The sequence below is a fragment of the Reyranella sp. genome, assembly GCF_965249915.1.
In the GTDB taxonomy this organism is placed as follows: domain Bacteria; phylum Pseudomonadota; class Alphaproteobacteria; order Reyranellales; family Reyranellaceae; genus Reyranella.
Window position 1 is genome coordinate 4,987,103 of the sequence record NZ_OZ252257.1, and the last position, 23,012, is coordinate 5,010,114.

Below are 23,012 nucleotides of genomic sequence, written 5' to 3' on the forward strand. Positions count from 1 at the left end.
AGGAAGGGCCAAGAATATGGCACGCAAGCCGAATTACGATTTCGAGCGCCGCGAACGCGAGCGCCAGAAGGCCATCAAGGTCGCCGAAAAGGCGGAAGCCAAGCGCGCCGCCCGCGAGCGCGCCAGGTTGGAAGAGGGCGGTGAGGTCGCAGCCGAAGGAGCCGAACCGGCGGCCGACAAGGCCTCCTAGGGCGCAGCCCTTCGACTCGCTCCCGCGTTGTCCGCGAGCGAGTTCATGAAGCGAAAGCTTACGCCTGACCCTGGACCTGCCGGCCCATCGCACGGGCCGCGCGACGGGCTATGGCCAGGTCTGATCTGCAAGCTGCCCAAACCGCTGCTGGTCGTTCCGATGATCGTGCAGTGGTTGGTGCTTGCGCTCCGCTACCGCAGCCTGTCGCTGCCTTCCGCCGCCGATCCGATGATCGACGCCGGCGGGTTGGCGGGCGAATCCAAGATCGCGTATTTCGACCAGGTCGGCGACGCGGAGCGCCCGTGGCTGGCGCGCACGGCCGCCATCGTTTCGGAACCCGACGCGGCGGCGCGAGTGCGCGCGGCGATGGACGGCCTCGGCATCGACTTTCCCATCATCGCCAAGCCCGACATCGGCTGGTGCGGCTTCGGCGTGCGGCGGATCGACGATCCTGCGGCGCTCAAGGCCTATTGCGACACCTATCCGGCCGGCGAGACCCTGCTGGTGCAGGAGTATCTCGACCAGCCCGGCGAGGCAGGCCTCTTCTACGTGCGGCGGCGTGCCGAGACGCGCGGCCGCTTGCTCTCGCTTACGGTTCGCACGCCGCCGACGGTGCGGGGCGATGGCACGAGTTCGCTGCGGGATCTGTTGGCACAAGACGAGCGGCTACGCGGTCGCACGTCGCTCTACGGGGGCGCCGCCCTCGAGCAGGTGCCGGCGACGGGACGCGAGGTTCCGCTGGCTGCCGTTTGGTCTTATCGCATGGGCGGTCTCTATCGCGACCGCAGCGAAGTGATGACCTCAGCCCTCGAACAGCGCATCGACGTAATCGCGTCGAGCATGCCGAATCTACATGTTGCGCGCTTCGACATTCGCTTCGAGAGCTTTGGCGATTTGAGTGAGGGGCGGTTCAAGATCATCGAGATCAACGGGGCCGGCTCAGAGGCGATCGAATTCTTCGATCCCGCCGTTCCCTTCTTCACGGCCTATCGCGGCATCCTGGAGAAGCAGGCCATGGTCTTCGCCATCGCCGCCGAGAACCGGGCCGCCGGCTTCGCGCCGTGCGGCTGGCGGGCATTGCTGCACGCCTATCGCCGCCAGGCACGCTTGCTCGACCGATACCCGCCCTCGAACTGAGCCCTGCGGGTGCTATAAACCGGCCGTGAAGATCGAAGCGCGCCAGGTCGAAGCCTTCCTGAAGAAGCCGGATCCCAAGGTCCGCGGCGTCGTGATCTATGGCAACGACGACGGCCTGGTCGCCGAGCGCGCCGTCGCGCTGGCCAGGACGATCTGCGAGGACCTCAAGGATCCGTTCCGCGTCGTCGACATAGCGGGAGACGTGCTAAAGCAGGATCCGGCGAGGCTGGCCGACGAGTTCGGTGCTCTGTCCATGATGGGCGGCCGCCGGGTGATCCGCGTGCGACCGGCCGGCGAGGAATCCGTCGCCGCGCTCGAGAACCTCGTCGAGGCGGTCGCCGGCGACGCACTCATCATCGTCGAGGCCGGCAACCTCACACCGCGCTCCAACCTGCGCACCCTGGCCGAGACCGAGGCCAGCCTGGCGGCTTTACCCTGCTACATGGACAACGAGGCCGCGCTCGAGGGCCTGGTCGAAAGCGCTGCGCGCGCGCAGGGCCTGAGCGTCGAGCCGGACGCGCTGGAATGGATCGTGGAACGGCTGGGCGGAGATCGCGGCCAGACGCGCGGCGAGATCGACAAGCTGCTGCTCTACAAGGGGACCGACGCCGGCAAGAGCGTCACCTTGGAAGATGCGATGGCGGTGCTGGGCGACACCGCCTCGATCGGGATCGACGATGTGATCGCCGCGACTTTCGACGGCGATCTCACAGGCCTCGATCGCGCCCTCGACCGCGTCTTCGCCGAGGGCGGCAATCCCGTGCAACTCGTGCGCTCGCTGCAGCGACACACGGACCAGCTTCACCTGGTATCGGGACACGTCGCCAAAGGAAGCAATCTCGAAGGCGCGATGTTCAAGGCGCGTGGCCTGCCGCGCGGCGGTCCGGTCCGCCAACGATTTGAGCGGCACTTGCGCCTCTGGCCGCTGCCCCGATTGAGCGCTGCCCTGTCGACGATTCTGGAAGCCGAGATCGACTGCAAGCGGACGGGACTGCCGCATGAGGCAATCGCCCGCCGTCTCTGCCTTCGCCTGAGCCAGGCCGCGCGGTCGGCGAAGGCCCGGCGCTAAGTCTACTTGCCCGTCGGCGTCAGCGGGATCGCGGCCTGCGGCGACAGTACCAGGAAGGTGAAGCTTTCCTCGATGTAGAGCCGCACACGCTCGATGTCGTGCTCGAGATAGCCGATCGAGAAATCCTGTCCGACCGTAAGCTCGAAGTCGCCGCCGCGCAGCGAGATCACCAGGCCGCCATCGAGGCCGGGCGCCGCATAAACGTCGCCGTCGATCAGGCGCTGAACGTGGCTCAGGATCGGATAGCCGCCATCGGTACGCGAGGTCAGATCCTTGTAGAGCTGCTCGCTCAGCACGACCGCGAAAGGACCTTCGACACCTTCGTCCCGCAGCTTCTTCAGCGCTGCGGCAACGGCATCGGGATAGTCGGCATGGCTGGTGCCCAGCGCGACCGCCTGGCCCTTCTGCGCCTCGCAGATGCCGGTGATCTGGGCCGCCTCGTAACCGTGAAAGATGGCGCGATCCTCGGCGACGGCGATTTCGCGGGCGGCTGCCGTCACGGCGTCGAGATCGGGATCTCTTGCGCCGCGATCGATCGCATCGAGTTCGGCACGGCTGACTTCGAAGGGGATGCGCAATTCGACGAGCGGCTGGATTCGACGCAGCAGCGCGCGGACATTCGCTCCGCCCGGCGGGGAGGCGATCGGATCGGCCCGGCCCAACTCGACATCCGAGGCGCCCCAACCGAGCGGCCCGCGGAAGTCGACCACGCGACGCGCGGCGAGGAGGGTGCGCAGGGTCCTCTTGGCTTCCTTCTCGATTTCTTCCCAGCCGGCTTCGGTGATGGGCGCGCGATCGCGAAACAGATGGTTATTCATTTTGTCACCTGGTCGGACTTTCGGCGCAGGCTGCCGATCCCGAGGCTGCCATCGGAAACGGGCGCGGCCTTGCTTTCGGCGCCGCCCCCCTTCATGTCGGCCTCGATCTCCTTGATCGGGCCTTTCTTGAAGAGGAACGTGCGAAGATGCTCGTCCATCTTCGGGTCGTTGCGACGCAACCATTCGAGCGCCATTGCGGCGTGCTCTTTTTCCTCGTCGCGGTTGTGCTCGAGGATGGTTCGCAACTCCGCATTGGACGTCGCCTTGGCCCGCTGGTCGTACCAGTCGACGGCCTCGAGTTCTTCCATGAGGGAGACGATCGCGCGATGGCGATCTATGACCTCGGGACCAAGCTTGGCCGGGTCTTCGTGCAGCGTTTCACTAGCCATGGCCGCGATAACGCAGGTCCAGAACGGAAGTTCCTCGGGGAACTTGGCTGTCCCGGCGCCTGCCGGCGGAACGTCGCCAGGGAGGGCGCGTTCAACCGATCACCTGAATACCAATGGAGGAAGCGTGCGCGCTCTGGGTTGCCTTCTTGCGGCGTCGTTCCTGTTAAGCGCCTGTGCCTCCGTTCCCCTGGCGGGCCCGGCTGCGGATTCCGACGGCAAGCGATTCGACCCGCCGCCTCCGGGCCAGTCGGCCCTGTATCTCTATCGCAGTTCGGTGATCGGATCGGAGGCCGTGTTCTCCCTGACCGAGAACCAACAGCCGATCGGCACGCTGGCAAACAGGACCTGGATTCGGGTCGACGTCGTCCCCGGCCGCCACGTCATAAACTGCAGCGTGCCGAGTTACGCGCCGCTGACCCAGACGCCGGCGCAAGCCGCGACCGTCGACCTGGCGCCCGGCGAGATCCGCTTTCTCGAAGTCGATGTCTGGCCGGGACTACCGCTCAACCCGCGCTGCGTGGCGACCGAAGTGTCGGCAGACAAAGGCCGGGCCGCGGTGACGGACGGCAATCGCGCGGTCGCGTCGAACTGATTTCGATCAGCGCCGCGTCAGCTTGTCGACCACCGTGTCGAGCTGATCGAAGTCGCTGATTTCCAGCGTGAGCAGGCTCTGCTCTCCCAGGCCGCGAAGCGTCAGGTCTGCCTTGAGGCCCAGCGCTTCCTCGATGCGCTTTTCGAGCGCGCGCGTATCGGCGCTCTTGGCGCCACTGCCGCCCGCGCCGGACTTGGCCTTTCCACCGCCGCCCTTGGAGGGCTTCTTCGTCTCGCTGGTGAGGCGCTCGAGATCGCGCACCGTCAGTTTCTCGGCGACGGCCCGCTGGGCCATCGCCAGCGGGTCAGGTACACCGATCAGTGTACGGGCCTGGCCGGCCGAGAGGTCGCCCTCCCGCACCATCTCCTGAACAGCCGGCGGCAGGTCGAGCAGTCGGAGCGTATTGGCGACATGCGGACGGCTGCGGCCCATCATGCGCGCGATGTCTTCCTGGGTGTGGCTGTAATCCTCGATCAGACGCTTGTAGCCCTGGGCCTCGTCGATCGCGGTGAGGTCGGATCGCTGCAGGTTCTCGACCAGGCCGATCTGCAGCGCGTCCCGGTCGTCGATGCTGCGGATGACGACCGGTACGTCGTGGAGCTGGGCCTTCTGTGCGGCCCGCCAGCGCCGTTCGCCGGCGATGATCTCGTAGGCGTCGGGCACGTCGCGCAGCGGACGTACAAGGATAGGTTGCAGAAGGCCATATTCCTTGACCGACTCGACCAGCATCTCGATGCCCTCGAAGCTGGTGCGCGGCTGCATCTTGCCGGGCTTGAGCTGGCCGATCGGCAAGGTGAGGGGCGTCTTGTTGGTCGAGAGGCGCGCATTTTCGGCAGGGCCCACCCCGGACTGAGCAACCTCCGGTTGAGCGGGTGCCGATGCAGCGGCGGGAGAAGGCGTTACCGCAGCGGCGACTTCGTCGTCGCCCAAGAGAGCGGAAAGGCCGCGGCCGAGGCCGCGCGGTTTCGGGGCTTGGGTCATTGTACGGCTGCCTGTTCTGCGGCGAGGCGCCGGCGGCGGATGAACTCGCTCGCCAGCAGGATGTAGGCCTGCGATCCGGCGCAGGCATTGTCGTAGATCAGCACCGGCATCCCGTGAGACGGCGCTTCGGCGATGCGCACGTTGCGCGGGATCGTCGTCCCGAAGACCTGCTCGCCGTAGTGGGCGCGAACATCGGCGACGACCTGCTGGCTCAGCGTCATCCGGCGGTCCACCATCGTCAGGACGACGCCAAAGATATGCAGTCTCGGATTAAGGCGCTTCTTCACGCGCTCGATCGTATTGCCCAGCGCGCCGATCCCTTCGAGGGCCAGGAACTCGGCCTGGAGGGGAACGAGGACCGCGTCCACAGCCACCAGCGCATTGAGCGTGACGAGACCCAGGGACGGGGGACAGTCGATCAGGACGATGTTCCAGCGCTGGCGGGCGTCGCTCTCCGGGGCGGCCAAGGCATCAGCCAGCCGGTTCTCCCGGCGCTCCATGTCGATCAGCTCGATCTCGGCCCCCGCGAGCTGGACCGACGCCGGCATGACCTCCAACCCCGGAATGCGGGTCTGCCGGACACACTCGCCCATCGTCTTCAGGCCCAGCAAATACTCATACGATCCGGGTGAGCGCTCATTTCGACCCACCCCTAGACTGGTCGAGGCATTTCCCTGGGGATCCAGATCGATCAGGAGGACCCGTTCACCGACGGCCGCGAGGGCGGTGGCGAGGTTGATCGCCGTCGTGGTCTTACCGACGCCGCCCTTCTGGTTGGCGATCGCGAAGATCTGCGGCGGCGGTGTAGGGGCCGATTCGGAGGATGACGGCGTCACGATCGGTCACGCTTGCAATGGCATCGGGCGAAAAGTCCCATTTCTTCTTTGCCTCGTCTACCTCTGCCTGCCAGCCCTTGCCTTTATGGAAAAGGCAGGTGGCAGCATCTGTCCTATGCCGATTGGACCATTCCAGCAACTGATCCAGGGGGGCGAGCGCCCTTGCCGTGACCACGTCCGCAGACGCGGGCGCAGCGACCTCGATCCGCTTGATCACCAGTTTGGGCGGCTTCTCGAGTTCCATCTTGCGGCCGGCCTCTCCCAGAAAGGCCGCCTTGCGCGCATCGGATTCGATCATGGTGATTTGCAGATCCGGCCTCATTGCAGCGATCACCAGGCCCGGAAAGCCACCCCCACTGCCGAGATCCGCCAGGGTCTTTGCGTCGGCGGGGATCAGGGGAACGACTTGGGCCGAATCGACGATGTGACGCTTCCACGCCCCATCGAGCGTATTCCGGCCGACCAGGTTAATGGCTTTCTGCCATCGCTCCAGGGTCTCGACGAGAACTTCCAGCCGCCGCATTGTTTCACGTGAAACACCATCAAGCGGGTCCATTCTACGCGGCTCGGCGACGGACATGCTTCAGGAGGGCCACCAGGGCAGCCGGCGTCACGCCGGAAATGCGAGCCGCCTGACCGAGCGTCGCCGGCCGGTTCGCCTCCAGCTTCTGGCGGACCTCGGTCGAGAGACTGCCGATGGCTCCATAGTCCAGACCCGGCGGGAGGACCAAGGCCTCGTCGCGGCGGTAGGCTTCGATGTCGCCGCGCTGGCGAGAAAGGTATCCTTCGTATCTGGAATCGATGGTCAATTGCTCGGCGATGTCGCTCGACACATCTCCAAGCTGGGGCCACAGGCCGACCAGCCGGTTCCAATCGATCTCCGGATAGGCCAGGAGATCGAGGGCCGATCGGGCAACTCCGTCCTGGTTGATGGCAATGCCGCGCTTGGCCAGGGCAGAGGGGGTAATCTTCAGTCCAGAGGCGAGGGAGCGGGCAGCGTCCATGGCGCCATGTTTCACGTGAAACATTTCCGCCCGCTCGCGCCCCACACACCCGATCTCCAGACCGCGCGGCGTCAGGCGCTGGTCTGCATTGTCGGCCCGGAGCCAAAGCCGGTACTCGGCCCGCGACGTGAACATGCGGTAGGGTTCTGTAACGCCGAGGGAGACCAGGTCGTCGATCAGGACGCCGAGGTAGCCATCCGCCCGGTCGACGATAAAGGGCTTTGCCAGCACCGCATTCAACCCGGCAATCAGTCCCTGGGCCGCCGCTTCCTCGTAGCCAGTGGTGCCGTTGATCTGGCCCGCCATATAGAGACCGGGCACACGTCGAGTCTCCAGGGTGGCGTGGAGTTCGCGCGGGTCGATATGATCGTATTCGATGGCATAGCCCGGTCGGACCATCTCGGCGCGCTCCAGGCCCGGGATGGTCTGCAGCATGGCGAGCTGGACGTCCTTCGGCAGCGAGGTCGAGATGCCGTTGGGATAGACGGTGAAGTCGTCCAGTCCCTCGGGTTCCAGGAAGATCTGGTGCCGGTCACGCTGGCCGAACCGGACGACCTTGTCCTCGATCGAGGGACAGTAGCGCGGACCGACGCTCTCGATCTGCCCCGAATACATGGGGGCCCGGTGCAGATTGGCGCGGATGATTTCGTGAGTCGCCGGCGTCGTCGTCGTGATGTGGCAGGGCACCTGCGGCGTGGTGATCCGGTCCGTCAGATAGGAAAACGGTCGCGGCGGGTCGTCCCCGTCCTGCTGCTCCAGCGAGGCGTAGTCGATCGTGCGCCCGTCGAGCCGGGCCGGCGTGCCCGTCTTGAGGCGCCCCAGCTTGAATCCCAGGCGATGCAAAGTCTCCGCGAGCGCCTTTGACGGTTCCTCGACCCCATCGCCCCGCACGCGGCCGGCCGGGATCTTGGTCTCGCCCATGTGGATGAGCCCTCGCAGAAAGGTGCCCGTCGTCAGGATCACCCGACCGGCGGCGATCTCGGCACCCGACTCGGTGACGACGCCGGCACACGCGCCGCGTGCATCCAGAATGATATCTGCAACCGCGTCCGCCCGGATTTCCAGGTTGGCCTGTTCCGCCAGCAGCGCCTGGACGGCCTGCCGGTAGAGTTTGCGATCGGCCTGCGCACGGGGCCCGCGCACCGCCGGCCCTTTGGAAAGGTTCAGTGTACGAAACTGGATTCCGCCGCGGTCGATGGCGCGCCCCATGATCCCGTCCAGCGCATCGATCTCGCGGACGAGATGGCCCTTGCCCAATCCGCCGATCGCGGGATTGCACGACATCTCGCCGATCGTCTCGATTCGATGCGTTATCAGCAGGGTCCGCGCGCCAAGGCGCGCCGAGGCAGCGGCGGCTTCACAGCCGGCATGGCCGCCACCCACCACGATGACATCATATAAAGAGGCCCGCATGTCGCGCCATTTACGCTTCCCGCCGGCGTGGGTCGAGTCCGCTCCTCTGTAGCGCGCCGACCACGATGCCCGCGTCGCGTACGCCACAGGATCGCCAAATTCTTGACGGCCGCCGCTACGTTGCCTAACGAGTGAACATCGACGGTCCTCCTTAACGGAGGCTAACAGGGAATGCCGTGCCGCTCCTTCGGGAGCTAATCGGCAGCTGTACCCGCAGCTGTAAGCGGCGAGCGACTGCCCCAGAGTCACTGGACCCCCATCAGGGTCTGGGAAGACGGGCAGGAGCCGTGACCCGCGAGCCAGAAGACCTGCCGGCGATAGCGTCGCTCTTCCGATGGACGGGACAATCCAACGGGACGGTCAACCGAGCGGTGACGCGCCTTGTGCGTGGTGCTGTTTGGAGGAATCCGTCTATGACGCCAATCCGTAGAATTCTTGCTGGCCTTCTTTTGCTGTCGCCCGTCCTCACCCCCCTCGCGGCGCAAGCCCAGACGGAACCGGACGCCATGATGCCCGCGACGGTCGTGACGGCCGATCGCTTCCCGACCGACCCGGAAAAGGTCACGGCCAGCTACACCGTCGTCATGCAGGAAGAGATGCAGCGACGGCAGCTTCGCAATGCAGCCGAAGTGCTGAAGACCATCCCCGGCGTCTCCGTGCAACAGTCCGGCGGCGTCGGCACACTGACTTCGGTGTTCATACGCGGCTCCAATGCCAATCACGTGCTGGTGCTGATCGACGGCGTCAACGTCAGCGATCCCTCCAGCGGCAGCGGCGCGGTCGACTTCGGCAACTTCCTCACCGAGAACCTCGACCGCATCGAGGTCGTGCGCGGCCCGATGTCGACGATGTACGGCAGCCAGGCGATGGGCGGCGTCATCAACATGGTCACCAAGGCCGGCAAGGGGCCGATGAACGGCGCGGCCTTCACCGAACTGGGCACGCGGCTGACGAGCAACAGCGGCGCCTATGTTCGTGGTAGCGTTGGTCGATTCAATTACAACCTGACCGCGGCCGGTACGTTCAGCCCGAACGACACGCCGGTTCCGGCCCGCTTCACGCCGAACGGCGGCTTCGTCGACGTCGATCCCTATCGCAACATCACGCTCGCCGCGCGGCTCGGCTTCGAGATCAACGAGAACACGCAGTTCAACTGGTACGGCCGCTACATCGACGCCAAGGTGAACTACGACCAGGTCGGTCAGGAAGATCCGAACGCCAATACCTATACCTCGCAGTTCTACACGCGCGGCGAACTCGAGGGCTCCTATTTCGACGGACGCTGGAAGCCCGTCGTCGGAATCAACTACAGCACGATCACGCGGCACGATCTCGACTATGCCAGCGATCAGAACCCGTTCCCCTTCAATACCGACAGCTGGTTCAACGGTCGCCGCCTGCAGGCCGATTTCAAGAACCTCGTGAAGATCATCGACCAGATCGAGGTGATCGGCGGCATCGATTACGATCGCCAGTGGGCCTACACCAATACCGTCGGCCCGTTCACGCCGTACACGCAGGCCTGGGGAACGATGTCCCAGACCGGCATCTACGGCCAACTGCGCCTCAATCCGTTCCAGGGCTTCAACCTCAACATCGGCGGCCGTGTCGACATGAACGACATGTTCGGGACCGTGGGTACCTGGCGTGCCGGCGCCTCTTATCTGTGGGCGCCGACGGACACCAAGATCAAGGCGTCGTACGGCACCGCCTTCAAGGCGCCGGCGCTGATCGAGATGTTCGGTCCCGGGCCGTTCTGTGGCGGCAATCCCAATCTCCAACCCGAGTACAGCCGCGGCTACGAGGTTGGCGTGGAGCAGGGGATCTTCGACCGAAAGGTGAAGGCGGGCATCACCTACTTCTTCAACACCTATACGAACCTGATCCAGTGCGCGCCGCCGACCTTCGCGCTGATGCAGAACGTCGCCAACGCGCAGACCGAAGGCTTCGAGGTGACCCTGCAGATCAGCCCGGTGAAGTGGTTCGACCTTTATTTCGACTACACCAACCTGATCGCGCGCAACGTCGACGCCAACCTGCCGCTGGTGCGCCGCCCCGGCGACACTTTCAACATCCGCGCCGAGGTGCGGCCGTGGGAGAACACCCTGTTCGGCATCGGCATCCTCCAGGTCAACAGCCGCACCGACATCAATGCCACGACCGGCGCCTACATGACCCCGTCGCCCTACACGCTGGTGCGCATCACGGCGCAGTACGACGTCATCCCGTCGGTCCAGCTCTTCGCCCGTGCCGAGAACGTCCTGAACCGGGTGTACGAGGAGCCGGAAGGCTACCAGGCGCCGTATTTCCAGGCCTTCTTCGGCGTAAAGGCGAGATTCTGATCGGCACGACCTCCCTGCGTCACCGGCGAAACTTGCTGCAAGTCTTCGCCGGTGGCGTAGCTTTCGCTACCGTGACCCACGCGACCGCCGCCTCGCCCACCACGATTGCCCTGCTTCATCTCGCCCCCCGTCCCGGGGACATCGAGGCGAACAGGAACGCCCTGGATCAGGCCGTGCGCCGGGCCGCGGCCAACGGCGCGCGGCTGATCGTGACGCCGGAACTCGGCGTGAGCGGCTACGGCTTCCGCGATCTCATCGGCACCGGCTGGATCGCAGACGGGCAATCCGCGCTGTTCGCGTGGGCCGGCACGCTCGCGCGGGAAACCAGGGCGTCGCTGGTGCTCGGCACGCCGGAAGCCGCACCGGAAGACGCCGCGCTCTACAACAGCATGGTCCTGTTCGCGCCGGACGGCACGATGGTCGGCCGGCATCGCAAGGTGAACGCTTTGCGGGTCGGGGCCGAATCCTGGTCGACGCCGGGCAACCGGACCTCGGTCTTCGCCATAGAGGGTATCGGCCGCGTCGGCTTCTTCGTCTGCGCCGACATGTATTCGTCGCGTCTCGTCGATGAGACTGCCGCCAGAGGCGTCGACCTGCTCCTGTCATCCGCCGCCTGGGCGCCGGGCCATCACGGACCCGACGGCGAATGGGAACGCGCCTCTGCCACGACCGGCCGGCCCGTCCTCGTCTGCAACCGGACCGGCCGGGACGTGCTCGACTTCGACGCGGCCCAGTCGGTCGCCGCCATCGACGGCGCGATCGCCTTCTCGCACGCCTCGCCCGACCCGATGATCGCGCTGGTCGACTGGACCGCCGGTACACGCCGCGTCACCAACTGGCGCGTGGCCGCAGCAGTCTAGGGCAGTGAGTTCATGCAGATCGCGCTGAAGACATCCCAACAAAGTCCTCATCCTGAGGAGCGCTCCACAGGAGCGCGTCTCGAAGGATGGGCACAAGCACCCCGTCCGCTGACCATCCTTCGAGACGCCGTGCACGGCACGGCTCCTCAGGATGAGGTCCTTGTCCTGTGTTGAGAATGGCACTACTCCGCGCCCTCTCGCGCTTCGCCAGCCTCGCGCTCCTACTCATGGCCGTCCCTGCCGCCGCTCAAACACCGCAGCGGGTCGTGACGCTCAATCTCTGCCTCGACCAGATGGCCCTGCGGCTGGCTGCGCCCGGCCAACTCGTGGGCGTGAGCTACCTGTCGCAGGACCCGCACCTTTCCGTCCTGGCCGACCGCGCCGCAGGCCTCGCAGCGGTGCGCCACTCCGTCGAATCGATCCTGGTCCTGCGGCCCGACCTCGTGATCCTCGGTGCGGACGGCCACGCCTCGCTCAAGCGCCTGCTGCGCGGCGCCGGCGTGCGGCTGCTCGAACTGCCGTGGGCCGCGTCGATCGGGGAGGCCGAACTCGTCATCGAACAGATGGCCACGGTGCTCGGCCGAGAGGAGGCCGGACGGCACCTGATCTCGGGCATGCGCGAACAACGGCGCCGCCTCACCTGGACGGGGCCGCCGCTCGGCACGGCGGTCTATCTGGAGGCGAATCATGGCACGTCGGGAAAGGGCAGCCTGATGGACGAGCTGCTGCGACTCTCGGGCTACCGCAATCTCGCCGCCGAGCTCGGTATCGGCTCCTTCGGCCGCGTGTCGCTCGAAACCGTCCTCTCGGGGGAGCCCGACCTGCTGGTGCTCGACGGCGCTGCCAACGAAAACCCCGCGCGCGCCACCGAGTTCGTCGGCCATCACGCGCTGCTGGCGCTGGCGGGCAAGGCAAAGCTCGCGTCGGTGCCGAGCCGATATTCGATCTGCGCCGGCCCGGACAATTTCGAGGTGCTGCGGCTTCTGGCGGAGGCGCGGCGATGAATCGCTGGCTGCTCCTGCTGGTGGCGATGCTCTATCTCGTGTCGCTGGCGGTCGGCCCCGCCTGGTGGCCCTGGCGGCTGGGCAACGAGGTCGGCTGGGCCATCGTCTGGGAGCTCCGCCTGCCGCGCGCCACCCTCGGCCTGCTGATCGGCGGCGTGCTGGGGCTGAGCGGCGCGGTGCTGCAGGGTTGGCTGCGCAATCCGCTCGCCGAGCCCGGCGTGATCGGTGTATCGGCCTGCGCGGGCTTCGCCGCGGTCTGCGCCTTCTACAGCGGTCTCGCCGCCGTCTTCGCTCTGGCGCTGCCCTTGGCCGGCATCGCCGGCGCCGCGATTGCCGTCGCCCTCCTGATGGGCGCGGTGCGTTCCGGCACCGGCACCGTCTCGCTGCTGCTGATGGGCGTGGCGATCAACGCCATCGCCGCCGCGCTGATCTCGCTGGTGCTCGCGCTGTCGCCCAATCCCTTCGCCTACCAGGAAATCTCGCTCTGGCTGGCCGGCTCGATCGTCGATCGCGACCTGCGCTATCTCGCCATCGCGGCACCCTTCATGATCCTGGGGGCGACGATCGTCCTGGGCGCCGGCCGTTGGCTCGATGCCCTGTCGCTGGGCGAGGACACGGCCCGCAGCCTGGGCGCCGACACCAGATCGCTCGGCCTGCGCCTCACGCTCGGCGTCGGATTGATGGTCGGCGCAGCCACCTCGGTGGCGGGCATCGTTGGCTTCGTCGGCCTGATCGCCCCGCATCTCATCCGCGCACGCGTGGGCTTCCGCCCCGGGGCGACGCTGATCCCCTCGATGCTGGTCGGCGCCGCCCTGGTGCTGGGCGCCGACATCGTCGTGCGCCTGCTGCCGACGGCGTCCGAGCTGCAGCTCGGCGTCTTCACCTCGCTGGTGGGGGCGCCGTTCCTGGTACGCGCGGTACGCAAGGCCCATGCCGCATGGCTCGCCACATGAGCACGACCGCCATCGCCGTTCGCGGTCTCGTGAGCCGGCGCGAGCATGCCGTGGTACTCGACGGCATCGATCTCGCTTTCGAGGCCAACCAGGTCACCGCCATCGTCGGGCCCAACGGGGCGGGCAAGACGACCCTGCTGCGCCATCTCGCGGGCCTCGACACGCCGTCGGCCGGCCGAGTCGAACTGCGCGGCCAGCCGCTGGCCTCGCTCGGTCCCGCCATTCGCGCCTGGAGCATCGCCTATCTGCCGCAAGCGGCATCCGCCTACTGGCCGTTGCGCGCGCGCGACCTGGTGGCGCTCGGCCGGCTGCCGCACGGCGCCGATCTCAGCCGCCCGCTCAAGATCACAGATGCCGAGGCCATCCAGCGCGCGCTCGAGCGCGTCGACGGGGTGCGCCTTGCCGACCGACCCATCGATACGATGTCCCAGGGCGAGCGCGCCCGCGTGATGATGGCGCGGGCGCTCGCCACCGAGGCCGCGATCTTTCTCGCCGACGAACCGGTCGCCAGCCTCGACCCGGCCTATGCGCTGGAGACGATGACGATCCTGCGCGCCGAAGCCGCCCGCGGCGCCTGCGTGATCGTGGTGTTGCACGACTTGGGCCTCGCGGCGCGCTTCGCCGACAGGATCGTCGTGCTGGCCAACCACAAGGTCGCAGCCGACGGCACGGCCGACATCGCCCTCGCGGCCGGCGTGATCGACGCAGCCTATGGCGTCACCTTCCGCCACCTCACGGTCGATGGGGTTCCCCAACCGGTGGCGTGGGAGCGGTGAGACAATCAGAGTGACGCCCCGAGTGAAGCGAAGAACTTCGCCGAGCGGCCAGCAGGCTTCCTGGCAAGCGTGAGATCCATCGCTCGTCCAGCATGACAAGAGGCGAAGCTGTTCTATTCGTTCAAGCCGCGCGCTTGCGCGAGGCGGTCTTGCGGCGGGCCTTCTTCGCCTTGGGCTTCGCGGTTCGGCCCTGCGCTTCGAGGAACCGGTCGGCCTTCTCGCGCGAGGGGCCGCCGCCGCCCTTCAGACTCCTCTTCAGCGCCTCCATGAGATCGACAACCTTCTCCTCGTCCTGCTCCGGCGCCTCGGAGACGACAGGCTGTCCCTTCTTCTTCCGGGCGATCAGTTCGCGCAGCGCATCCTCGTAGCGATCGGTGAAGCGGCTGGGATCGAATTTGGCATCCTGCTGCTCGATGATCTTCTCGGCGATCTGCAGCATGCGGGTGTCGGGCTTGGGCAGGGTGCGGTCGAACACTTCAGAGGTGGCCCGGATTTCGTCGTGCGTGCGCAAGGTCGTCAGCAGGATGCCGTTGTCGCGCGGCTCCAGCGCGCAGATGCGCTCACGCTGGTGCATGACGACGCGACCCAGCGCGACCTTCTTCTGCTTTTCCATCGCGGCGCGGATCACCGAATAGGCCTCGATGCCGGTCTTGCCCGACGGTGCGAGATAGTAAGGCTCATCCCAGTAGATGCGATCGATCTCGGACGCATCGACGAACTCCTCGATGTCGAGGATCCGCGTCGATTCGATCCGCACCGCGTCGAGCTCTTCCTTCTCCAGCAGAACATACTTGTTCTTCGAGATGGCGAAACCCCGCACCAGATCGGCGCGGTCCACCGGCTTGCCCGTGCCGGCATCGACCGACTGCATGCGGATGCGGTTGTTGGTCTTGGGGTTGATCATGTTGAAGTGGATGTCGGCGGTGCGCTCGGTCGCGGTGTAGAGCGAGACCGGACAGGTCACCAGCGAGAGACGCAGATGGCCTTCCCAGGTCGGTCGCATTGCTTTTTGTTTGGCCATGATGTTGCTCCGGGCTGTTTGTCATCCCGAGCGCAGCGAGGGACCTTTCATCATCGAAGAACAAAGGTCCCTCGCTGCGCTCGGGATGACAATGGGGGTGGATGAACGAGGCGTGCGTTACGACTTCACGAGCTTCTCGATGGCGGCGCGCAGCGGGCGCGCGGACTTGGCGTAGTCCTTCCATGGCTTGCTGCGCTTCAGCAGCGCCGGCGCGGTGCGCACCGTGTATTTCATCGGATCGAGGCCCTTCTTTACCTGCGTCCATTCGATCGGCATCGACACGGTGGCGCCGGGACGGGCGCGCGAGGACAAAGGCGCGACGGCCGTCGACGTGCGGTCGTTGCGCAGATAGTCGAGGAAGATGCGGCCGGTCCGTTCCTTCTTCGCCATGTTGATCACGTAGAGCTCGGGCTCGTCCTCCGCGACCTTCCGGCAGATTTCCTTCGCGAAGGTCTTGGCCGTGTCCCAGTCGGGACTCTTCCTGTCGTCGGTCAGCGGCACCACGACATGCAGGCCCTTGCCGCCCGTGGTCTTGCAGAAGGGTACGAGGTCCAGTTTCCTCAACCGCGCAGCGATCTCGCGCGCGCCGGCGATCACCGCCCCGAAACCGACATCGGGCGCCGGATCGAGATCGAAGACCAGGCGGCCCGGCAGTTCGGGATTGCCGGGCTGGCAGTTCCACGGATGCAGCTCCGTCGCCCCCATCTGGGCCACGGCGATCAGGCCCTCGACGCGGTCGATCTGGAGATAGGGCTTCTTGTCGCCGCTGACCTTCACTTCGGACAAGAGGTGCGAGGATCCGGGCATGGCGTGACGCTGGAAGAAGTTCTGCTTGCCGGTGATCCCGTCGGGCGTCCGCACGATGGAGCAGGGCCGTCCGGCGATATGATCGATCATCCAGTCGCCCACCGCCTCGTAGTAGCGCGCGAGTTCGATCTTGGTCACAGGCGGCTTCTCGTCGGGCCACAGCGGCTTGTCGGGATGCGAGATCGACACGCCCATCACGATCGCCGGACCCGAGGGTACCGTTGTCTTCGTCGCAGGCGTGCGCGCCTTCGCCGGTCGCGACTTTGACTTGCTCGGCGCAGGCTTTGCCATCTCGACCTTCTCCGGATCCGCGGCCACTTCCGCCTCGACCTCCTCGGCCGGCTTGTCGCCGCGCAGTCCCTTGAAGGCAGCCTGACGGACATTGCCCGCGCCGGTCCACCCGGCGAACTCGATCTCGGCCACCAGGTCGGGCCGTGCCCAATGCATGTTGGCTTCCTTGGGCGGGCTCGCGCCCGCGGCGAAGGGGCTGGTCTTGCTCTCTACCTCGCGCAGCTTCGGGACGAGGGTGCGCATCACGCTCTCGCCGAAACCGGTGCCGACGCGGCCGACATAGACGAGCTTCCTGCTCTTGCCCTCGCCGCGATGGACGCCCGCGAGCAGCGACCGGAGCCGCCTGCCTTCGCTGGTCCAACCGCCGATGATCACCTCGTGGCCTGCCCGGCACTTGGCCTTGGTCCAGCTCCCGCCGCGACCCGACCGATAGGGTGCATCGAGCTCCTTCGACACGATCCCTTCGAGGTGCATGCGGCAGGCCGATTGCAGCACCGCATCGCCCGCGGTCTCGAAGTGATCGACGAAGCGAAGGCCGGGGTGTTTGCCTTTCATCCCCTCGAGCAGCGTCTTGAGGCGGGCCTTGCGTTCGGACAGGGGCAGGGGCCGCAGATCTTCGCCCTCGAGGAACAGCAGGTCGAACGCGAAGAAGATGAGGTCTTCCGACTTGTCTTCCGAAAGCGCCGCCTGAAGCGCGGCGAAGTCCGGCGCGCCATGCTTGTCGAGCGCCACCGCCTCACCGTCGAGGATGCAGTCCGGCAGTGACTCTCCCTGCCTGGCGATCGCCGAGAACTTCTTGGTCCAGTCCAGACCCTTGCGGGTGCGAAGCTGAGCCTCGCCGTCCTCGACACGAAGCTGCAGGCGATAGCCGTCAAACTTCACCTCATGCGCCCAGCCTGCCGCGGCCGGCGCGCGCTCGACCAGCTTGGCCAATTGCGGCTCGACGAAATTCGGCATCGAAGAAACCTTCTTCGCTTTCACTGGGGCCTTGGTCGTGCTCTTCGCCGGCGCCGCGGCCTCGCCGCCGTCCTTCCTGTTGCTCTGCCACACGGCGCCGGCGCTGCGCTTCTTGCCGGTCATGAAGGGCTTGGGCGCCTTGCCGGTGCCGAGTGCGATTTCCTTGAGAGTGCGGCCCGAGGCGATCGACTTGGGGTCCTTCAGGATCTTGTCGTCGTCGCCCTCGTGCGCGGCGGCATCGCGATGCTTGATCAGCAGCCAGTTGGTGCGCTTGCCGCCCTTGCGGTCCCACTTCATGCGCACCAGCACCCAGCTCCCCTCGACTCGCTCGCCCACCAGGCTGAACTTGAGGTCGCCGCGCTTCAGACCATCATGGGGATCGCCTTCGGGGATCCAGTAGCCGCGATCCCAGAGCTGGACCGTGCCGCCGCCATATTGCCCCTCGGGGATCGTGCCTTCGAAGTCGCCATAGTCGAGCGGATGGTCCTCGACCTCGACGGCCAGGCGCTTGACCGCGGGATCGAGCGAGGGCCCCTTGGTCACCGCCCACGACTTGAACGTGCCATCGAGTTCGAGACGGAAGTCGTAATGCAGCCGCGTCGCGTCGTGACGCTGGATGACGAAGCGAAGTTGCTTGGACTTTGGAATGGACGTCTTTCCCGACGGCTCCTCCGTCAGGCTGAAGTCGCGCTTGGCGCGATAGGGAGCGAGACTATCCTTCCGCATGGACCACCAATGGAACGCCCGTGACGGGACACGACCGCCTTAAATTCTCAAAATATACCGGGAGTTGAACGTTGCTCCGCTTGAGTCGTTGCAACCCTCCCCGGCGCCTCCTCGTTCGCCGGTAATGACCGATATTCCTCCCCATATACGCCGCAGCGTGCTGGGCATGGCCTCGATCCTCACCGCCCTGATCGGCCGCGAGCTCGCCGCTCCTCCCGAGACGGGGAGGTCGTCACTTCCCGATGCAGAAGTCGCGGAAGATTACGTCGAGGAGTTCGTCGAGGCGCACCGCGCCGGTGATGCGGCCGAGGGCACGCAGGGCCAAGCGTAGATCTTCTGCCGCCAGCGCGACCTCGGGTGCGTGAAGCGCCCTCTCCAGCGATACCCGGCACTCCACCAAGGCCTCGCGATGGCGGGCCCGCGTAAGCGGCGGCGCGCCGGCGCCGTCCTGCATCGAGACTTCGGCCGACTTTTCCAAGCGCGCCAGCAGCTCGGGAAGCCCGGCGCCGCTGCTGGTGGAGAGTGCGACGACTTCGGGATCGTCGACCGGCGCGAGATCGGTCTTGTTGACGACCACGATGTCGCGCGCCGAATCCCAGCGTTCGGTCGTCTCCACGATCGCCTGCATTTCGCGCCGCCAGTCGCCGGACGCGTCGAGCACCAGCACGCGCAGGTCTGCGGCGGCCGCCCGCGCCCGCGCGCGCCGCACGCCTTCCTGCTCGATCGCGTCGCCCGACTCGCGCAGCCCCGCAGTATCGGCCAGCACGACCGGCCAGCCCCCAAGATCGAGATGGACCTCGATCACGTCTCGGGTCGTGCCGGCGGTCTCCGAGACGATCGCCGCCTCGCGTCGGGCGAGGAGGTTGAGCAGCGAGGACTTGCCGGCGTTGGGCGGCCCGATGATGGCGATGGACAGCCCCTCCCGCAGCCGCTCGCCGCGGCGGTCCTCGAGATGGGCCGCGATCTCGCTTTGAAGTCCGGCGATGGCGAGGCGCACCTCGTCGGCCAGGCCCTCGGGGAGATCCTCGTCGGGAAAGTCGATCGCCGCCTCGAGATGGGCCAGCGCCCGCAAACCCTGGGCCCGCCAGTCCTCGTACAGACGGTGCAGCGCGCCATCCATCTGCTGCAGCGCCTGCCGCCGCTGCGCCGCCGTTTCGGCCGCCACCAGATCGGCGATGCCTTCGGCCTCGGTGAGGTCGAGCTTGCCATGCTCGAAGGCGCGGCGCGTGAACTCGCCGGGCTCGGCCAGCCGGCAGAACCCCAGATGGACAAGGGCATCGAGAGCCGCCCCGACCACAGCGCGGCCGCCATGGAGATGCAGCTCGGCCATGGGTTCGCCGGTCTCGGTGTTCGGCGGCGCAAACCAGACGACCAGGCCCTTGTCGAAGACCTCGCCCGTCGCAGGATCGTGCAGGCTGCGCAGGACCATGCGTCGGGGCGCCGGCAGGGGTCGCCGCGTGAGTTGCTCCAGCGCGTCGCCCGCCCGCGGGCCGCTCACGCGGACGACCGCGAGCGCGCCGGGGTGCGCACGCGTCGGCGTCGGCGTACCCAACGCGTAGATCGTGGCGTCGGTCACGTCCGCTTGGGCGCCGGTTGAGTCGGGCGCGGCGCGGGGGCAGCCGGCACCGGGCGCGCCATCACCTTGTCGGAGATCTTCTCGTAGAGCGCCTCGGGGATCAGGCGCCGTTCGACCAGCTCGGTCTTGGCCTTGAAGGGCCGCGCGCGGATGATCGCGTCGGCGCGCACCTCGCCGATCCCGTCGAGGGACATGAGATCGTCGCGACTGGCGCTGTTGAGGTCGATCAGGCCGGAGGCGGGTGCCGCCGCCGGCGGAGAGGCAGGGCGCGCGCCTTGTGCCAGAACGGGGCCGGCGCAGAGCAGGATCGCGAGGGCTGCGGACAGGGCTTTGAACGACATGCCGGGCACTATCGCACGAAATCGTGCGGGGGCGGGACGGGCGGAAAACACCGCCAGGAGGGAAGCGCCGCTCATGGGCCTACTTTAGGCCGTCCGCACCCTGTAGTATCCGCCCGCCATGGCCCAACCCTATGACGAGATCCCGGACCGCCGCGCCATCGTGCGCCGCCGCACGCTCGAGGAATCCCTCGCCCGCCTGGTCGAGGACCTGCCGGACGGCGGCGAGCCGCCGCGCCCGCCAGTGCTCGCGCTGCTGCGCGAGGCGCTGACCAAGGGTCGGGCCGAAATCCGCCGCCGCTTCGAGGAGCCGGGCCCGCTCCGGAATGACGGGCCGGCAGTGCTGGTCGCGACTTCTTACCTGATGGACCAGATCATCCGGGTCCTGTTCGACTTCGCCGACCAGCATGCCTATCCGGCCGCCAACCCCAGCGCGGCCGAGCGGCTGGGCGTGGTGGCCACCGGCGGCTATGGCCGGGGCGAGCTGGCGCCGCTCTCCGACATCGATCTCCTGTTCCTGCGCCCCTACAAGCAGACGCCGCGCGGCGAGCAGATCGTCGAGTTCATGCTCTATCTGCTGTGGGACCTCGGCCTGAAGGTCGGCCACGCAACCCGCACGGTCGAGGAGAGCCTGCGCTACGCCGAGCGCGACCAGACGATCCGCACCGCCCTGCTGGAAGCGCGTTATCTGTGGGGCGACCGCGCCTTGTTCGACGAGTTGCAGCGCGGCTTCGCCCAGAAATTCTATACCGGCGACGGTCGCGACTTCGTCGATGCCAAGCTGGCGGAGCGCGACCAGCGCCACCAGCGGATGGGCGATTCGCGCTACGTCGTCGAGCCCAACGTCAAGGAAGGCAAGGGCGGCCTGCGCGATCTGCATCTGCTCTTCTGGATCGCCAAGTATCTCTACCGCGTGAGCGAACCCGGCGAACTGGTCGCCAAGGGCGTGCTTACCAAGGAAGAGGCGCGGCACTTCGAGCGGGCCGAGCGCTTCTTCTCCACGGTGCGCTGCCACATCCACTACCTGACCGGCCGCGCCGACGATCGGCTGTCGTTCGATCTCCAGCGCGAGATCGCGACCCGCCTCGGTTACCAGGATCGCCCCGGCAGCCGCGGCGTCGAGCGCTTCACCAAGCACTACTATCTCCACGCCAAGACCGTGGGCGACCTCACGCGCATCTTCGTGGCCGCCCTCGAGGACAGCCGCCGCCGCAAGCCCAAGCTCGCCGCGCTGTGGCAAAGCCTGCGACCGCGCGAACTCGAAGGCTTCCGTCTCGACGGCGAACGTCTGGCCGTCGCCTCGCCCGATGCCTTCGCCAAGGATCCGGTGGCGATCCTGCGTCTCTTCCACGTGGCGCAGGAGAACGACCTCGACATCCATCCCGCGACCCTGCGGTTGATCACGCAGAACATCCGTCTGGTCGACAAACTCCGCAACGATGCGGACGCCAACCGGCTGTTCATGGAAATGCTGACGTCGCGCCACGATCCGGAGACGACGTTGCGGCGTCTCAACGAGGCCGGTGTGTTCGGCCGCTTCGTGCCGGACTTCGGCAGGGTGGTCGCGCAGACGCAGCACGACATGTATCACACGTATACTGTCGACGAGCATACGATCCGCGCCATCGGGATCCTCTCGAAGATCGAGTCGGGCGCGTTGAAGGAAGACCATCCGCTGTCGGCCGACGTGGTTCACAAGATCCTGTCGCGCCCGGTGCTCTATCTCGCGGTGCTGCTGCACGATATCGCCAAGGGCCGCGGCGGCGATCATTCGCTGCTGGGCGCCGACGTGGCGATGCAGCTCGGACCTCGTCTCGGCCTCAGCGCCGCCGAGACCGAAACGGTGGCCTGGCTGGTGCGCTATCACCTCGCCATGTCCGGCACCTCGTTCCAGCGCGACCTGATGGATCCCAAGACCATCGAAACCTTCGCCGCCCTGGTCCAGTCACCGGAACGGCTGCGCCTGCTGCTGGTCCTCACCGTGTGCGACATCCGCGCGGTGGGCCCGAACGTGTGGAACAACTGGAAGGCCGCACTGCTTCGCCAGCTCTACAATGCGACGGAGCAGGTCCTGTCGGGCGGCACGCTGAGCGGGGGCCGCGCCGAACGCATCAAGCACATCCAGAACGAGATGGCCAAGCACCTGCCGGGCTGGAGCGACGCCGACAAGGAAGCGCATTTCGCGCGAGGCTATGCCTCCTACTGGCTGTCGTTTCCGCCCGCGACCCTCGCACGCCAGGCCGAACTGGTGCGCGGCGCCGAAAGAGCCAAGCAGCCGCTCGCCATCGAGCATCGGGTCGACGAGGAACGTTCGGTCACCGAAGTCACGATCTACACGCTCGACACGCACGGCCTGTTCGCGCGCCTCGCCGGCGCCATGGCGATCAGCGGCGCCAACATCGTCGACGCCAAGATCTTCACCCTCGCCAACGGCATGGCGCTCGACACGTTCTGGATCCAGGACCTCGAAGGCAAGCCGTTCGACGGGCCGCAGCGCCTCGCACGGCTCGCCGCCAGGGTCGAACTCTCCTTGTCCAACCGTCTCGACATCCAGCGCGAACTGGACAGCCAGCGCGGCTCATGGCCCAAGCGCGATCGGGTCTTCACCGTCGAGCCGCGGGTGCTGATCGACAACAACGCGTCCGACACGTTCACTGTCATCGAGGTCAACGGCCGCGACAGGCCGGGCTTCCTGCACGTCGTCACGCGGGCCCTGACGCGCCTCAACCTGCAGATCGCCACCGCCCACGTCACCACCTACGGCGAGCGCGCGGTCGACGTCTTCTACGTCAAGGACCTGTTCGGCCTGAAGGTCGTGAACCAGGACAAGCTGAAGCAGATCTCCACCGCCGTCGAATGCGCCATCCGCGACTTCGACTCCCGCTTCGACCCGGTCGCGAAGGCGGCGGAATAGCCGCCGGCCTTCCAGCGA

20 protein-coding genes and 1 riboswitch are annotated in these 23,012 nt (G+C 66.8%); of the genes, 10 read left to right on the forward strand and 10 right to left on the reverse strand.

The window, feature by feature from the left end:
* Positions 1 to 16 precede the first annotated feature (16 nt).
* From ACP15H_RS24560 to holA, 3 genes are read left to right on the forward strand one after another with little or no spacing between them, the layout of a single operon-like run.
* Positions 17 to 190, forward strand: a complete 174-nt coding sequence (locus ACP15H_RS24560) for a hypothetical protein (RefSeq protein ID WP_425068752.1) — start codon at positions 17 to 19, stop codon at positions 188 to 190.
* 45 nt (positions 191 to 235) lie between these two features.
* On the forward strand, positions 236 to 1,327 hold the full coding sequence (locus ACP15H_RS24565) for a hypothetical protein (RefSeq protein ID WP_425068753.1): 1,092 nt from the start codon (positions 236 to 238) through the stop codon (positions 1,325 to 1,327).
* A 25-nt stretch (positions 1,328 to 1,352) separates the two neighbouring features.
* The gene (gene holA / locus ACP15H_RS24570; RefSeq protein ID WP_425068754.1) at positions 1,353 to 2,396 is read left to right on the forward strand and encodes a DNA polymerase III subunit delta; all 1,044 of its coding nucleotides are present in this window, start codon (positions 1,353 to 1,355) and stop codon (positions 2,394 to 2,396) included.
* A 2-nt stretch (positions 2,397 to 2,398) separates the two neighbouring features.
* Here the strand turns inward: holA and ACP15H_RS24575 are convergent, their stop codons facing one another.
* The gene (locus ACP15H_RS24575; RefSeq protein WP_425068755.1) at positions 2,399 to 3,214 is read right to left on the reverse strand and encodes a family 1 encapsulin nanocompartment shell protein; all 816 of its coding nucleotides are present in this window, start codon (positions 3,212 to 3,214) and stop codon (positions 2,399 to 2,401) included.
* A complete protein-coding gene (locus tag ACP15H_RS24580) occupies positions 3,211 to 3,603 on the reverse strand; it encodes an encapsulin-associated ferritin-like protein (protein ID WP_425068756.1) in 393 nt (130 codons plus the stop codon). The genes ACP15H_RS24575 and ACP15H_RS24580 overlap by 4 nt, the downstream gene beginning before the upstream one ends.
* A 124-nt stretch (positions 3,604 to 3,727) precedes the next feature.
* On the opposite strand from ACP15H_RS24580, the gene ACP15H_RS24585 reads away from it, so the two are divergent.
* Complete coding sequence (locus tag ACP15H_RS24585; RefSeq protein WP_425068757.1) at positions 3,728 to 4,195, forward strand: hypothetical protein; 468 nt, start codon at positions 3,728 to 3,730, stop codon at positions 4,193 to 4,195.
* Positions 4,196 to 4,201: 6 nt separating this feature from the next.
* Here ACP15H_RS24585 and ACP15H_RS24590 read toward each other — a convergent pair whose 3' ends face one another.
* From ACP15H_RS24590 to mnmG, 4 genes are all read right to left on the reverse strand, one after another.
* The gene (locus ACP15H_RS24590; protein ID WP_425068758.1) at positions 4,202 to 5,038 is read right to left on the reverse strand and encodes a ParB/RepB/Spo0J family partition protein; all 837 of its coding nucleotides are present in this window, start codon (positions 5,036 to 5,038) and stop codon (positions 4,202 to 4,204) included.
* A gap of 134 nt (positions 5,039 to 5,172) precedes the next feature.
* On the reverse strand, positions 5,173 to 6,012 hold the full coding sequence (locus ACP15H_RS24595) for a ParA family protein (protein WP_425068759.1): 840 nt from the start codon (positions 6,010 to 6,012) through the stop codon (positions 5,173 to 5,175).
* Entirely contained in the window at positions 5,930 to 6,568 is a 639-nt protein-coding gene (rsmG, locus tag ACP15H_RS24600; RefSeq protein WP_425068760.1) for a 16S rRNA (guanine(527)-N(7))-methyltransferase RsmG, read from the reverse strand. The genes ACP15H_RS24595 and rsmG overlap by 83 nt, the downstream gene beginning before the upstream one ends.
* A 1-nt stretch (position 6,569) precedes the next feature.
* Positions 6,570 to 8,429, reverse strand: a complete 1,860-nt coding sequence (gene mnmG / locus ACP15H_RS24605; protein ID WP_425068761.1) for a tRNA uridine-5-carboxymethylaminomethyl(34) synthesis enzyme MnmG — start codon at positions 8,427 to 8,429, stop codon at positions 6,570 to 6,572.
* 125 nt (positions 8,430 to 8,554) lie between these two features.
* Positions 8,555 to 8,759: riboswitch (cobalamin riboswitch) on the forward strand.
* Positions 8,760 to 8,935: 176 nt separating this feature from the next.
* Here mnmG and ACP15H_RS24610 point away from each other — a divergent pair.
* The 5 genes from ACP15H_RS24610 to ACP15H_RS24630 all read left to right on the forward strand — a co-directional run bounded on the left by ACP15H_RS24610 (position 8,936) and on the right by ACP15H_RS24630 (position 14,364).
* The gene (locus ACP15H_RS24610; protein WP_425068762.1) at positions 8,936 to 10,771 is read left to right on the forward strand and encodes a TonB-dependent receptor plug domain-containing protein; all 1,836 of its coding nucleotides are present in this window, start codon (positions 8,936 to 8,938) and stop codon (positions 10,769 to 10,771) included.
* Between the two features lie 71 nt (positions 10,772 to 10,842).
* Positions 10,843 to 11,631, forward strand: coding sequence for a carbon-nitrogen hydrolase family protein (locus tag ACP15H_RS24615; RefSeq protein WP_425068763.1), 789 nt, complete (start codon positions 10,843 to 10,845; stop codon positions 11,629 to 11,631).
* Between the two features lie 227 nt (positions 11,632 to 11,858).
* The gene (locus tag ACP15H_RS24620) at positions 11,859 to 12,635 is read left to right on the forward strand and encodes an ABC transporter substrate-binding protein (RefSeq protein ID WP_425068764.1); all 777 of its coding nucleotides are present in this window, start codon (positions 11,859 to 11,861) and stop codon (positions 12,633 to 12,635) included.
* Positions 12,632 to 13,588, forward strand: a complete 957-nt coding sequence (locus ACP15H_RS24625) for a FecCD family ABC transporter permease (RefSeq protein ID WP_425068765.1) — start codon at positions 12,632 to 12,634, stop codon at positions 13,586 to 13,588. Before ACP15H_RS24620 ends, ACP15H_RS24625 begins: the two co-directional genes overlap by 4 nt.
* Positions 13,585 to 14,364, forward strand: coding sequence for an ABC transporter ATP-binding protein (locus ACP15H_RS24630; RefSeq protein WP_425068766.1), 780 nt, complete (start codon positions 13,585 to 13,587; stop codon positions 14,362 to 14,364). The genes ACP15H_RS24625 and ACP15H_RS24630 overlap by 4 nt, the downstream gene beginning before the upstream one ends.
* Before the next feature lie 121 nt (positions 14,365 to 14,485).
* On the opposite strand, the gene ACP15H_RS24635 is transcribed toward ACP15H_RS24630, so the two are convergent.
* The 4 genes from ACP15H_RS24635 to ACP15H_RS24650 form a co-directional block, all read right to left on the reverse strand.
* Complete coding sequence (locus tag ACP15H_RS24635) at positions 14,486 to 15,385, reverse strand: Ku protein (RefSeq protein ID WP_425068767.1); 900 nt, start codon at positions 15,383 to 15,385, stop codon at positions 14,486 to 14,488.
* A gap of 117 nt (positions 15,386 to 15,502) precedes the next feature.
* Positions 15,503 to 18,166 (reverse strand): DNA ligase D, encoded by a 2,664-nt coding sequence (gene ligD / locus ACP15H_RS24640; protein WP_425068768.1) that lies wholly within the window; start codon positions 18,164 to 18,166, stop codon positions 15,503 to 15,505.
* Positions 18,167 to 18,398: 232 nt separating this feature from the next.
* Entirely contained in the window at positions 18,399 to 19,742 is a 1,344-nt protein-coding gene (gene mnmE, locus ACP15H_RS24645) for a tRNA uridine-5-carboxymethylaminomethyl(34) synthesis GTPase MnmE (RefSeq protein WP_425068769.1), read from the reverse strand.
* Positions 19,739 to 20,083: a ComEA family DNA-binding protein gene (locus ACP15H_RS24650; RefSeq protein ID WP_425068770.1), complete on the reverse strand. Its 345-nt coding sequence runs from the start codon at positions 20,081 to 20,083 to the stop codon at positions 19,739 to 19,741. Before ACP15H_RS24650 ends, mnmE begins: the two co-directional genes overlap by 4 nt.
* A 118-nt stretch (positions 20,084 to 20,201) precedes the next feature.
* Here ACP15H_RS24650 and ACP15H_RS24655 point away from each other — a divergent pair, with 118 nt between their 5' ends.
* A complete protein-coding gene (locus ACP15H_RS24655) occupies positions 20,202 to 22,994 on the forward strand; it encodes a [protein-PII] uridylyltransferase (RefSeq protein WP_425068771.1) in 2,793 nt (930 codons plus the stop codon).
* The last annotated feature ends 18 nt before the right edge of the window (positions 22,995 to 23,012 follow it).

Excerpts from the sequence above, each read along its gene's own strand:
- ligD (WP_425068768.1), bottom strand. The coding sequence starts at position 18,166 with ATGCGGAAGGATAGTCTCGCTCCCTATCGCGCCAAGCGCGACTTCAGC.
- ACP15H_RS24575 (WP_425068755.1), bottom strand. The coding sequence starts at position 3,214 with ATGAATAACCATCTGTTTCGCGATCGCGCGCCCATCACCGAAGCCGGC.
- ACP15H_RS24610 (WP_425068762.1), top strand. The coding sequence starts at position 8,936 with ATGATGCCCGCGACGGTCGTGACGGCCGATCGCTTCCCGACCGACCCG.
- ACP15H_RS24635 (WP_425068767.1), bottom strand. The coding sequence starts at position 15,385 with ATGGCCAAACAAAAAGCAATGCGACCGACCTGGGAAGGCCATCTGCGT.
- rsmG (WP_425068760.1), bottom strand. The coding sequence starts at position 6,568 with ATGGACCCGCTTGATGGTGTTTCACGTGAAACAATGCGGCGGCTGGAA.
- ACP15H_RS24580 (WP_425068756.1), bottom strand. The coding sequence starts at position 3,603 with ATGGCTAGTGAAACGCTGCACGAAGACCCGGCCAAGCTTGGTCCCGAG.
- ACP15H_RS24625 (WP_425068765.1), top strand. The coding sequence starts at position 12,632 with ATGAATCGCTGGCTGCTCCTGCTGGTGGCGATGCTCTATCTCGTGTCG.
- ACP15H_RS24565 (WP_425068753.1), top strand. The coding sequence starts at position 236 with ATGAAGCGAAAGCTTACGCCTGACCCTGGACCTGCCGGCCCATCGCAC.
- ACP15H_RS24620 (WP_425068764.1), top strand. The coding sequence starts at position 11,859 with ATGGCCGTCCCTGCCGCCGCTCAAACACCGCAGCGGGTCGTGACGCTC.
- ACP15H_RS24650 (WP_425068770.1), bottom strand. The coding sequence starts at position 20,083 with ATGTCGTTCAAAGCCCTGTCCGCAGCCCTCGCGATCCTGCTCTGCGCC.
- ACP15H_RS24630 (WP_425068766.1), top strand. The coding sequence starts at position 13,585 with ATGAGCACGACCGCCATCGCCGTTCGCGGTCTCGTGAGCCGGCGCGAG.
- ACP15H_RS24655 (WP_425068771.1), top strand. The coding sequence starts at position 20,202 with ATGGCCCAACCCTATGACGAGATCCCGGACCGCCGCGCCATCGTGCGC.
- mnmG (WP_425068761.1), bottom strand. The coding sequence starts at position 8,429 with ATGCGGGCCTCTTTATATGATGTCATCGTGGTGGGTGGCGGCCATGCC.
- ACP15H_RS24560 (WP_425068752.1), top strand. The coding sequence starts at position 17 with ATGGCACGCAAGCCGAATTACGATTTCGAGCGCCGCGAACGCGAGCGC.